Genomic DNA, 12904 nt, shown 5'->3' with positions numbered 1-12904 from the left:
GTTGGGGATGTCCCGGGTGATCTCCTCGGGGCCCAGCTTGGTGTCGCGGGACTCGGTCTCGTACTCCTCGATGTGGATGGAGGTGAACACGTCCTCCTTCACCATCCGCTCGTTGAGCAGGATGGCGTCCTCGTAGTTGTAACCTTCCCAGGTCATAAAGCCCATGAGAATGTTCTTACCCAGGGCGATCTCGCCGTTGGAGGTGGAGGGGCCGTCCACGATAACCTCGCCCTTCTCCACCCGCTGGCCGGCGTTGACAATGGGACGCTGGTTGATGCAGGTGCCGTGGTTGGAGCGCAGGTACTTGGTCAGCTTGTACTCCTCCACCCGGCCGCTGTCATAGCGGACGGTGACGTACTGAGCAGACACCTTGGCGACCACGCCGTCCTCCTCGGCCAGAATGGCGACCTCGGAGTCGATGCAGTTCTTGTGCTCCTGACCGGTGGCCACGATGGGGGCCTGGGTGGTCAGCAGAGGCACGGCCTGACGCTGCATATTGGCGCCCATCAGAGCACGGTTGGCGTCGTCGTTCTCCAGGAAGGGGATCATGGCGGTAGCGATGGAGAACATCATCTTGGGGGACACGTCCATGTAGTCCACCTGATCCCGGTCCACATCGATGATCTCGTTGCGGTGACGGCAGGTGATACGGGCGTTCTTCAGACAGCCGTTCTCGTCCAGAGGCTCGGTGGCCTGGGCGATGGTGAACTCGTCCTCCATATCGGCGGTCATATACTCCACCTGGTCGGTGACCTTGCCGGTGGCCTTATCCACCTTGCGGTAGGGAGCCTCGATGAAGCCGTAGCGGTTGATACGGGCATAGGAGGCCAGATAGGAGATCAGACCGATGTTGGGACCTTCGGGTGTCTCAATGGGGCACAGACGGCCGTAGTGGGAGTAGTGAACGTCTCGCACATCGAAGGAGGCACGGTCACGGGACAGACCGCCGGGGCCCAGAGCGGACATACGGCGCTTGTGGGTCAGCTCGGCCAGAGGGTTGGTCTGGTCCATGAACTGGCTCAGGGGGGAGGAACCGAAGAACTCCTTGATCGCGGCGGTAACGGGACGGATGTTGATCAGGGACTGGGGAGTGACGATGTCCAGGTCCTGAATGGTCATGCGCTCCCGAATGACGCGCTCCATGCGGGAGAAGCCGATGCGGAACTGGTTCTGCAGCAGCTCGCCCACGCAGCGCAGACGACGGTTGCCCAGGTGGTCAATGTCGTCGGCGTTGCCCACGCCATGGGCCAGGCAGTTCAGGTAGTTGATGGACGCCATGATGTCGTCCACAATGATGTGCTTGGGAACCAGGTCATCGATGCGGTCCTTGACAGCCTCCTGCAGCTCCTCGCCGGAGTAGTTCTGCAGCAGCTCCTGGAGGACGGAGAAGCGCACCTTTTCGGTGACGCCGCACTGGGCGGGGTCAAAGTCCACAAAGCCGGCCATATCCACCATGTTGTTGGAGAACACCTTCAGCTGTACGCCGCCCTCCAGGTCCAGCACGGCCTCATTGACGCCCTTGGCCTCCAGCTCCCGGGCCTGCTCACGGGTGAGCACCACGCCGGGCTCGGCCAGGATCTCGCCGGTGGTGGGGTCCACGATGGGCATGGCCAGCTTCTGGCCGGACAGGCGGGACCAGATGGCCAGCTTCTTGTTGAACTTGTAGCGGCCCACGGCGGACAGGTCGTACCGGCGGGGGTCGAAGAAGAGGGCGTTGAGCAGGCTCTCGGCGGAGTCCACCGTGGGGGGCTCGCCGGGGCGCAGCTTGCGGTAGATCTCCAGCAGGGCCTCCTCATAGGTCTTGCAGGCGTCCTTCTCCAGGGTGGCCACAATGCGGGGATCGTTGCCGAACAGCTCCAGAATCTCGGAGTCGGTCTTGGGACCCACGGCCCGGATCAGGCAGGTGATGGGCAGCTTGCGGTTCTTGTCGATGCGGACATAGAAGATGTCGCTGAGATCGGTCTCATACTCCAGCCAGGCGCCGCGGTAAGGAATGACGGTGGTGGCGTACACCACGTTGCCGGTCTTATCCTCGGTGCGGGCATAATAGATGCCGGGGGAACGGACGATCTGGGAGACGATGACGCGCTCGGCGCCGTTGATGACAAAGGTACCGGCCTTGGTCATCAGGGGGAAATCTCCCATGAAGATCTCCTGCTCCTTCATCTCGTCGGTCTCTTTGTTGCGCAGGCGCACCCAGACCTTGATAGGAGCGGCGTACGTGGCGTCCCGGGCCTTGCATTCCTCCACGTTGTACTTGGGAGGCTCATCCATGGAGTAGTCGATGAAGGAGAGCTCCAGATTGCCGGCGTAGTCGGTAATGGAGGCCACATCCTTAAAGACTTCACGCAGGCCTGTCTCCAGGAACCACTTGTAGGAGTTCTTCTGCACCTCCAGCAGGTTGGGCATTTCCAGGATCTCTTCATGGCGGGCGAAGCTTTTGCGGAGGGTCTTGCCGAAGTAGACGTCCTTGACCATCGTAGAAAAAACACCTCGATTTCATTGTCTGGAACCGCCGCCACAGGGGGACGATTCCGGCGAAGGTTGCTGCTTTCCGTCAAATCATACAAAAGGGGCGGTAGGTTACCGGATGCGAACACCCGGATGCGTGGATAAAAATATTCTGATATCCTCTTGCGCTTTCCGCCCTGTTGTGTTAAACTGACCACACAGTGGGGCAGAATGTTCTGACGCAATCGGAAGTTAAGAGCGTTTTAGTATACCATGAAATCACAGGAAAAGTCAACGGCTGTTTGGTGAAAATCTGGAGAAATCCAGATTTTTTTCATGTCTGCGGCAGGATGGAGGAGAGCAGGATGCAGGACAGAGAGGTGGCGGAACAGATCGCGGATGTGATCCGCCTGTGTGAGGACACGGATGGACTGCTCATCGCCAACCGGGACGGTATAGTGGAGTTTCAGCGGATTTTTCTGGACAACTACTGGCGTTCCGGTGAGACGGTGGGGCTGCATATCTTTGAATTGTATCCTGAACTGGACGAGGAGAGCAGCACCATCATCCAGGCACTGAGAACCGGAAAGCCTTCTTATAATGTATTGCAGGACATCAATAACCGCCGGGGCGAGCGGGTGCTGCTGGAGTCCACCACCATCCCCATCGTGGTGGACGGACAGGTGGCGTGCGTCATTGACTCCTCCAAGTTCCACTCCATCGATCAGCGGGTTATCCGGGGGGAGGGAGGCATTTCCACCCTGGACCGCATCATCACCCAGGACCCGGCTATGTTGGCCCTGAAGAAACGCATCCGGGACGTGGCGCCCCTGGATTCCTCCGTGCTCATTTACGGCGAGACGGGCACCGGCAAGGAACTGGTGGCAGAGTCCCTCCACAGCGAGGGACGGCGTTCCGGCAGGCCCTTTGTCTCCCAGAACTGTGCGGCCATTCCGGCCAATTTGCTGGAGAGCCTGTTCTTTGGCACTGAGAAGGGGTGCTACACCGGCGCTCTGACCCGGAAAGGTCTGCTGGAGGAGGCCGACGGAGGCACGCTGTTTCTGGATGAGATCAACTCCATGGAGATCGGCCTCCAGGCTAAATTATTAAAGGTATTGGAGGAGAAGAAGGTCCGCCGCCTGGGCGGCAGCCGGGACATCCCCTTTGATGTGCGTATCGTGGCGGCTGTCAACGAGGAGCCTGCCAAGCTGATCCGGGAACACCGGCTGCGGGAGGATCTGTACTACCGCCTTGGTGTGGTGAGAATTACGCTGCCTCCCTTGCGGAAGCGAGTGGGAGATATTCCGCTGCTCATTCGCTATTTTATCGACCAGTATAACCGGAAGATGAAGCGCAGCATCCGGGGGATCAGTGATCAGGCCCTCCGCCGGCTGGAACGGTACAGCTGGCCCGGCAATGTGCGGGAGCTGCAGAATGTCATCGAGGGAGCCTTTGCCTCCGCCCGCTCCGAGCTGTTGGTGCTGGACCACATGGAGGACGCCCTGGAGTATCAGGAGGTATCCCTGGCGGAAGAGAGCCGGGAGGGAGATATTGACCCGGGCTTTTCACTGACCAAGGCGCTGGAACAGTATGAAAGGGAGCTGCTGCACAAGGCTATGGAACAATCCTCCTCCATCTCGCAGGCTGCCCGTCTGCTGGGCCTGTCCAGACAGAACCTGAAATATAAACTGCAAAAATATAACCTGTAAAAAATTTTGCATCCGCAAAAAATTTTGCCTGCAATAAGGGAGACTCTTCCCATAAAGCGCAGCAAGGACCGCCCCGTTTGTCGGCGGAAAGAGGAGCAGAAGCCCTTCTTTCTGCATGAAAAGACAAATAGGGCGGTCTTTTTGTACTCTGACCTCCGGTTGGCACGGAATTTGCTTCTTGTGAAAGAGGAAACAGACTGAATGGGAAGAAAGGAAGATCGATATGCGAACCCTTCGCTATAACGGAACGATTCTTTCGATGGATCAGACCATAAGCCGATATGAGGCCATTGGTGTTCAAGATGGGAAAATTGTGTTTTTGGGGACAAATCAGGAGGCGCTGACCCAGCGATGGGATGAGAAAAAGGACCTTAACGGCGCCTGTGTGCTGCCTGGCTTTAACGATACCCATATGCACCTGCTCCACTACGCCATGTTCCGCCGGAATGTGCCTCTGCTGGGCGTTAAAAACATCGATGAAGTGGTGGCGCGCTGTAAGGCCCGGATTGAGACGGAGCATCCCGGTTACCTCATCGGCATGGGCTGGAATCAGGAGACTATGGAAGAGGGACGGCTGCTGACGAAAGAGGACATGGACCGCATCTCCACTGAGATCCCGGTGTGTATGCTGCGGACCTGCATCCATATCGCCGCCTGCAATACCGTGATGCTGGAGAAGATTCGTGCCCTGAAAAATGTGGAGCCTGAGGTGATGGCTCTGGTGGATTTTGAGCACGGTATCCTGCGGGAGAACGCCGCCCGCCTCTACATGGACGTGCTGCCCCAGGCGGACGACGCCTATGTGCGTCAGCTGATCCGGGAAGGGCAAAAGGAGCTGAATGCCGCCGGCATCACCTGTATCCACTCTGATGATCTGATGGCTATCGCCGGTATGGACCCCATCCGCCTCATCGGTATTTTCCGGGAGATGGAGGCCGACGGGGAACTGACCGTGCGGGTGTATGAGCAGTGCCTGGTGGAGCCGGAGGATTTTGAACGGCTCAAGGGCGTGCGCAGCGACCCGGCGGACCGAACCAGCCTCTTCCGGACCGGCCCCCGGAAACTGCTTCAGGACGGCTCTTTGGGTGCCAAATCTGCCGAGATGATTGACGGATATGTGGATGACCGGGACAACCACGGTATTCCGATCTATACAGAAGAGGAGCTGTGCCGCCGCATCCAGGCGGCTCACGATATCCACATGGACGTAGCGGTCCATGCTATCGGTGACCTGGCCCTGAAAAAGGTGTGTGACGCCATGGAGAAAGCGGAGCAGGCCAATCCCTGGACGGCTCACCGCCACGGCATCGTCCACGCCCAGACCACCACCCCCGCCCTGCTGGAGCGGATGAAGGAACTGGGCCTCCAGGCCTATATCCAGCCCATCTTTATCGACGCCGACATGAACATCATTGCCGAGCGGGTGGGGGAGGAGCACGCCAGAGACTGCTACAACTGGAAGGCCATGCTGGACCTGGGCCTGCACGTCAGCGGCGGTTCCGACTGCCCGGTGGAGCCCTTTAACGTGCTGGACAATATGCGCGCCGCCATCACCCGGCAGAACCGGGCTGGCACCAAGACCTATCTGCCCGAGCAGGCTCTCACCGTGGAGCAGGCCATTCGGCTCTTTACCTCGGATGCCGCCTGGCCCAGCCGGGACGAGGGGGTGCGGGGTACTCTGGAGGTGGGCAAGCAGGCCGACCTGGTGGTGTTGGATCAGGATCTGTTTGAGGTCCAGCCCAGCCAGTTCCCCCAGGTGAAGGTACTGGAGACCGTGCTCAACGGTGTCACAGTCTATCAGGCGTAACGCGGTGTTCCGCGTGGACCATAGAAAGGAGAACTCCCTATGAACGAGATGCTGGAAAAGGCCCGTGCCATCGAGGCGCAGATCATCGCCGACCGGCGCTGTCTGCATCAGATCCCCGAAGTGGGTGTCTATACCCCCAAAACGGCGGAGTATGTGAAAAAACGGCTGGACGAGATGGGCATACCCCATCATGATTGCGGAATCCATACCCAGGAGGAGCGGGAGAAGATGGTGTTTGCCGGTTATCCCGACGCGCCTGAATCCACCGGTGTGGTGGGCCTGATCGGTAAGGGCGGCCCCTGTATCCTGCTGCGGGCTGATATGGATGGCCTGCCCATGGAGGAGACCACCGGCCTGGACTTTGCTTCCAAGGGCAACACCGCCCATATGTGTGGTCACGACGCCCATGCCGCCATGCTGCTGGGCGCCGCCCAGATCCTGAAGGATATGGAGGACCAGCTGCCCGGTACCGTGAAGCTGATGTTCCAGCCCGGTGAGGAGATGGGCTACGGTTCCCGCACCATGGTGGACGACGGCCTGCTGGAGAACCCCAAGGTGGACGCCGCCATGGCCCTCCATGTGGGCTCCCAGGTGGAAGTCGGCAAGCTGAACTACTCTCCCGGCGTGGCCTCCGGAGCCATGGCCACCTTTATTGTCAGCATCCAGGGCAAGGGCGGCCACTCCTCCGAGCCCCAAAAGACCATCGACCCGGTGAACATTGCCACTCAGGTGTGCTCCGCCCTCAATATGCTCATTCCCCGGGAGGTGGACCCGGAGGCCTTTGCTACCATGACGGTAGGCGCCCTCAACGGCGGCCGGGCCTCCAACATCATCCCTGATACTGCGGAGATCATGGTGTCCTTCCGCACCCTCAGCCCGGAGGCCTACGACCATCTGATTGAGCGCATTCCTGAGATCCTGGAACACTACATCAAGGCCTGGCGGGGCACCTATGAGGTGCGGGTACTTAAGACCCCCAGCACCGTGTGCGACCCCAACTTCTCCGCGGAGATCGTTCCCTTTGCCGCCGAGATCCTGGGCGCGGAGAATGTAAAGCCGGTTCCCCCCATGAAGGGGGCTGAAGACTTCGGCCATGTGACCCGCCATGTGCCCGGATTCTATGCCTTTATGGGGGCGGGCTCTCCTGACGGCTATCCGCTGCATAACCCCAACATGGTACTGGATGAGAGCGCCTTTGCTCTGGGCACCGCCATCCTGGCCAACTGCGCCGTGGAGTGGCTGAAAAAGAAGACCCAGGGTTGAACGGAGCAGTGCTGCGAGAGAACAGCAAGACAAGAGGAGGATAATATGTTATGGGAAACACATTAAATAAGAAGAGGGGCTTCAGTATGCCCCATGTGTACATCGTCATTCTGATCCTGATGCTTATCATCACCGCGCTGACTTACATCGTCCCTGCCGGTTCCTACGTCCGGGACGCCAGCGGTACGGTGGACCCCAACAGCTTCAGTTTTGTGGAACAGACCCCGGTGGGCTTTTTGCAGTTCTTCACTGCCCTCCACCAGGGCTTTGTGGAGAGCGCCAGCATCATTGGAGCCGTACTGCTCATCAGCGGCTGTATCCAGATCATCAATAAGACCGGCGCCTTTTCCGCCGGTATTCAGTCCCTGATCCGGATCAGCGGCCGGGGCGGACTGGTCATGGTGATCATCTTCTTTACCCTGTTTACCGCCCTGGGTGTCATCGGTTATCTGGACGCCCTCTATCCTTTCTATCCGATCATTATCTCGCTGTTTATCACTTTGGGCTATGACAAGATGGTGGGTACCGCCATCATCCTGCTCTCCACCGCTGTAGGCTTTACCTGCGGCATGGTCAACCCCTACACCACCGGCGTAGCCCAGACCCTGGTGGGACTGCCCATGTACTCCGGCATTGCGTTCCGGGCAGTGGGCCTGGCGGTCTTTTTCGTCATTGCTCTGTTCTTCCTGGTCCGCTACTGCATCAAGATCAAGAAGGACCCCAAAAACAGCATTATGGGCGAGAACTACCTCCAGGAGCAGACTGCCCCTATGGAGTTTGAAGCGGGCCTGAAGTTTACCAAGGGCCGGATTGTCATTATCCTGGCCTTTCTGGCCACCATTGTGTTCTCCGTAGTGGGTTCTCTCCTGTGGATGTGGGGCCTGCCTGAGATTACTGCCTGCTATTTCCCGGTCACCATCCTGGGTATCATCCTGTCCCGCATAGATCTGACCGAGGCCTGCACCGAGTTCGGCAAGGGCATGGCCGGCGTCATTGCTCCCACCATGGTCATCGGCTTCAGCCGGGCCGTGTCTGTCCTGCTCACGGAGGGCAACATCACCGACACGATTATCCATGGTGTCTCCGGCCTGCTGGAGGGCAAGAGTCCCGTCATCACCCTGCTCATCATCTACGCCTTTGTCACCCTCTTTAACTTCTTTGTCTCCTCCGGCAGCGGCAAGGCTGTGGTCATGATGCCTATTCTCCAGCCCCTGGGTCAGGTGCTGGGTATCAACCAGCAGGTGATGGTACTGGCTTACCAGTACGGTGATGGATTCACCAACACTTTCTGGCCTACCGCCTCTCTGCTTCAGCTCTCCCTGTGCGGCATGGATTACGGCCACTGGTTCAAGTTTGCCTGGAAGATCTATGCCTGTCTGATCGCCGCCGGCTTTATCCTGGTGGTGGTTGCAAATCAGATCGGCTACGGGCCCTTCTGAGTTTTCCTGAGACGTCCGGAAAAGGGGCGGCGTACCGGCTGGTACGCCGCCCCTCGGCATTCCGACGGGAAACGCCCCGAAACTGTTGGAAAATCCAGTGATTTTCTGATTGACTTACATTTTGGGGTATGATATAATCCGGAATTGCGCAGGTGTGCCTGCCGATGGGGAAAAGACGGTAAAACGACCGCCAATCTCCGTGATTTCAAGGAACGGGAGGCTTACCGATGCTCACCCAACTCAAGCAGGGCGCCAAGGTGGTGGGGGTCAAGCAGACCCGCCGTGCCATCGACGATGGGCGGGCCGCCCGTGTTTTTCTCGCCCAGGACGCCGATCCGGCGCTCACCGGCCCGGTGGAGGCGCTGTGCGCCGAAAAGGGCGTGCCGGTGGAAAAGGTGGCGCAGATGAAGGAACTGGGTTCCGTCTGCGGCATCGCCGTGGGCAGCGCCGTAGCCGCGCTGCTGCACTGATTTTGGTTTTAACGGTATAATTTTTGATTATTCCGTTAAAATATATTTCTCAGAAACAAAGAAAGGAGGAAAACCATGCCTACGTTTAACCAGCTCGTTCGCAAGGGACGCGAGGCCGTGACCTACAAGTCCAATTCTCCTGCTATGCAGAAGGGCCTGAACACCCTGAAGAACCGCGAGACCGACCTGCCTTCTCCCCAGAAGAGAGGTGTGTGCACCGCTGTCCGTACCTCCACCCCGAAGAAGCCTAACTCCGCTCTCCGTAAGATCGCCCGTGTGCGTCTGACCAACGGCTACGAAGTGACCGCTTATATTCCCGGTGTTGGCCACAACCTGCAGGAGCACTCCGTGGTCATGATCCGCGGCGGCCGTGTTAAGGACCTGCCCGGTGTTCGTTACCACATCATCCGCGGCACTCTGGATGCTCAGGGCGTTGCCAACCGTATGCAGGGCCGTTCCAAGTACGGCGCCAAGCGGCCCAAGGCCGGCAAGAAGTAATTATAACGATTACTTCCAACCACGCTGCAAGCTTGCAGTAACATGAAATGAACTAACGCGCAATCGCGCAAGGCAGTTGTCCTTGCAGAGGCGCTTCCTATACAATAGGGGCGTTTTCCTGTGAGGCACTGGACAAGCAGGCACTTGTCTTACACGGGGGCGTTTGAAACGCCTTCGAGTACCTATGAAATCATACTATGAAGGAGGGAAGCAAAGTGCCCAGAAGAGGAAACGTACCCAAGCGGGAGGTTCTGCCCGATCCTATCTACAATTCCGTCCTGGTGACCAAGCTGGTCAACAGCATCATGCTGGACGGTAAGAAGGGCGTGGCCCAGAAGGTGGTCTACGGAGCTTTCGATATCATCAAGGAGAAGACCGATAAGGATCCCCTGGACGTGTTCACCACCGCTCTGGAGAACATCATGCCGTCCCTGGAGGTCAAGGCCCGCCGCGTGGGCGGCGCCACCTACCAGGTGCCCATTGAGGTTCGGCCCGAGCGCCGTCAGACCCTGGGTCTGCGGTGGCTCACCAACTACTCCCGCAGCCGCAGCGAGAAGACCATGAAGGAGCGCCTGGCCGGCGAGATCATGGATGCCTCCAACAACCTTGGCTCCGCAGTCAAGAAGCGTGAGGACACCCACAAGATGGCCGAGTCCAACAAGGCGTTCGCTCACTATCGCTGGTAAGGAGTTAGAGTATGCCTAGGAAAGTTACCTTAGAGAATACCAGAAATATCGGCATCATGGCTCACATCGATGCCGGTAAGACCACTACCACCGAGCGCATCCTCTACTACACCGGTGTTAACTACAAGATCGGTGAGACCCATGATGGTACCGCCACCATGGACTGGATGGCTCAGGAGCAGGAGCGCGGCATCACCATCACTTCCGCTGCTACCACCTGTTACTGGAAGGGGTCTAAGAACCAGTTCCCCCAGACCCGTATCAACATCATCGACACCCCGGGCCACGTGGACTTCACCGTAGAGGTGGAGCGCTCCCTGCGCGTGCTGGACGGTTCCGTGACCGTCATGTGCGCCAAGGGCGGCGTTGAGCCTCAGTCCGAGACCGTGTGGCGTCAGGCCGACCACTACAAGGTTCCCCGCATGATCTACGTCAACAAGATGGACATCATGGGCGCTGACTTCTACAACGTGCTCCGCATGATCCACGACCGCCTGAAGTGTAACGCCGTGCCCATCCAGCTCCCCATTGGCTCCGAGGATACCTTCAAGGGCATCATCGACCTGGTGGAGATGGACGCCGACATCTACTACGATGAGCTGGGCAAGGATATGCGCGTGGAGGAGATCCCCGCCGACATGATGGAGCTGGCCCAGGAGTACCGCACCAAGCTGGTGGACGCCTGCGCCGACATCGATGACGAGATCATGGAGCTGGCTCTGGAGGAGAAGCCCATCCCCGAGGATATGCTGCGCCGCGCTCTGCGTAAGGGTACCATCGAGAACCTGCTGGTTCCCGTGACCTGCGGTACCTCTTACCGCAACAAGGGCGTGCAGAAGCTGCTGGATGCCATCGTGGACTTCATGCCCTCTCCTCTGGACATCCCCGCCATCAAGGGCACCAACCCCGAGACCGACGAAGAGGACGAGCGTCCCGCCGACGACAACGCCCCCTTCTCCGCTCTGGCGTTTAAGATCATGACCGACCCCTATGTGGGCCGTCTGTCCTTCTTCCGTGTGTACTCCGGTAAGCTCACCACCGGCTCTTCCGTGCTCAACAGCACTAAGAACCAGAAGGAGCGTATGGGCCGCATCCTGCAGATGCACGCCAACCACCGTGAGGACATCGAGGAGGTTTTCTCCGGCGATATCGCCGCCGCCGTGGGCCTGAAGAACACCACCACCGGCGACACCCTGTGCGATGAGAAGGCTCCTATCATTCTGGAGTCCATGGAGTTCCCCGATCCCGTGATCCGCGTGGCCATCGAGCCCAAGACCAAGGCTGGTCAGGAGAAGATGGGCCTGGCGCTGGTGAAGCTGGCTGAAGAGGACCCCACCTTCAAGACCTACACCGACGAGGAGACCGGTCAGACCATCATCGCCGGCATGGGCGAGCTCCACTTGGAGATCATCGTGGACCGTCTGCTCCGCGAGTTCAAGGTGGAGGCCAACGTTGGCGCTCCCCAGGTCGCCTACAAGGAGACCATCAAGAAGTCTGTCGAGCAGGACACCAAGTATGCCCGTCAGTCCGGCGGTAAGGGCCAGTACGGTCACGTCCGCATCACCATCGAGCCCAACGAGCCCGGCAAGGGCTATGAGTTCCTCAACGAGATCACCGGCGGCGTCATCCCCAAGGAGTATATCCCCGCGGTCGACGCCGGTATCCAGGGCGCCATGCAGGCGGGTATCTTGGCCGGCTATCCTGTTGTGGACGTGAAGGTCCACCTGACCTTCGGTTCTTACCACGAGGTCGACTCCTCTGAAATGGCGTTTAAGATCGCCGGCTCCATGGCCTTCAAGGAGGCCATGCGCAAGGCCAACCCGGTCCTGCTGGAGCCCGTGATGAAGGTCTCCGTCATCGTGCCCGACGAGTATCTGGGCAACGTTATCGGCGACCTGACCAGCCGCCGCGGCATGATCCAGGGCCAGGAGAGCCGTCCCGGCGCCACTCAGGTGGACGCTCTGGTGCCTCTGGCCAGTATGTTCGGCTACGCCACTGACCTGCGTTCCTCCACTCAGGGCCGCGGCCAGTACTCCATGGAGCCCCACAGCTATGTGGAGATTCCCAAGAGCATTGCCGAGAAGATCATTGCCGAGCGGGGCCGCAAGGACGACTAATTTTCGTTCCGAGGCAATTCCCGCAACAAAAGTATTGCTTTTTATTCTGCAATGCTATACAATATTTTCGCATTTATGTGGAAATGACTCTATCCCAACTTGAGTAATTAAGGAGGACACTTAAAATGGCTAAGGCTAAATTTGAGCGTACCAAGCCCCATGTCAACATTGGCACCATCGGCCACGTTGACCACGGCAAGACCACTCTGACCGCTGCTATCACCAAGTATCTGGCTCTGAAGGGTCAGGCCCAGTACGAGGACTACTCCAGCATCGATAAGGCTCCCGAGGAGCGCGAGCGCGGCATCACCATCAACACTGCCCACGTGGAGTACGAGACCGACAAGCGTCACTATGCCCACGTTGACTGCCCGGGCCACGCCGACTATATCAAGAACATGATCACCGGCGCTGCTCAGATGGACGGCGCTATCCTGGTTATCGCCGCCACCGACGGCCCCATG

The 12904-nt window shown here is 58.8% G+C and carries 10 protein-coding genes; 9 read left to right on the top strand and 1 reads right to left on the bottom strand.

All coding sequences use genetic code 11. From position 1 onward, the window contains the following. The coding region (gene rpoB, locus IHN22_RS10425) for a DNA-directed RNA polymerase subunit beta (RefSeq protein ID WP_191435199.1) at window positions 1-2478 on the bottom strand (2478 nt) is incomplete at its 3' end. Window positions 2479-2816: 338 nt separating this feature from the next. Between rpoB and IHN22_RS10420 the strand changes: the two genes are divergently transcribed. From IHN22_RS10420 to IHN22_RS10380, 9 genes are all read left to right on the top strand, one after another. Then, entirely contained in the window at window positions 2817-4160 is a 1344-nt protein-coding gene (locus tag IHN22_RS10420) for a sigma-54 interaction domain-containing protein (RefSeq protein WP_191435197.1), read from the top strand. A gap of 313 nt (window positions 4161-4473) precedes the next feature. Further along, complete coding sequence (locus tag IHN22_RS10415) at window positions 4474-5967, top strand: amidohydrolase (protein ID WP_300986387.1); 1494 nt, start codon at window positions 4474-4476, stop codon at window positions 5965-5967. A 39-nt stretch (window positions 5968-6006) separates the two neighbouring features. Beyond that, complete coding sequence (locus IHN22_RS10410) at window positions 6007-7230, top strand: M20 metallopeptidase family protein (RefSeq protein WP_087187740.1); 1224 nt, start codon at window positions 6007-6009, stop codon at window positions 7228-7230. 50 nt (window positions 7231-7280) lie between these two features. Further along, the gene (locus tag IHN22_RS10405) at window positions 7281-8669 is read left to right on the top strand and encodes a YfcC family protein (RefSeq protein WP_191435193.1); all 1389 of its coding nucleotides are present in this window, start codon (window positions 7281-7283) and stop codon (window positions 8667-8669) included. Window positions 8670-8896: 227 nt separating this feature from the next. Next, entirely contained in the window at window positions 8897-9139 is a 243-nt protein-coding gene (locus tag IHN22_RS10400) for a ribosomal L7Ae/L30e/S12e/Gadd45 family protein (protein WP_191435191.1), read from the top strand. 75 nt (window positions 9140-9214) lie between these two features. Continuing rightward, complete coding sequence (gene rpsL, locus IHN22_RS10395; RefSeq protein ID WP_087187743.1) at window positions 9215-9637, top strand: 30S ribosomal protein S12; 423 nt, start codon at window positions 9215-9217, stop codon at window positions 9635-9637. A 215-nt stretch (window positions 9638-9852) separates the two neighbouring features. Then, window positions 9853-10323, top strand: a complete 471-nt coding sequence (gene rpsG, locus IHN22_RS10390; RefSeq protein WP_191435189.1) for a 30S ribosomal protein S7 — start codon at window positions 9853-9855, stop codon at window positions 10321-10323. An 11-nt stretch (window positions 10324-10334) separates the two neighbouring features. Next, on the top strand, window positions 10335-12440 hold the full coding sequence (fusA, locus tag IHN22_RS10385; RefSeq protein ID WP_191435187.1) for an elongation factor G: 2106 nt from the start codon (window positions 10335-10337) through the stop codon (window positions 12438-12440). 125 nt (window positions 12441-12565) lie between these two features. Continuing rightward, window positions 12566-12904, top strand: a 339-nt coding sequence (locus IHN22_RS10380) for a GTP-binding protein (protein ID WP_191435185.1), incomplete at its 3' end; no start/stop codon positions are given.

Origin of the sequence: Flavonifractor sp. An112 (assembly GCF_904377885.1) — a bacterium.
In the GTDB taxonomy this organism is placed as follows: domain Bacteria; phylum Bacillota; class Clostridia; order Oscillospirales; family Oscillospiraceae; genus Flavonifractor; species Flavonifractor avicola.
This window is presented reverse-complemented; position numbering and strand designations above follow the sequence as displayed.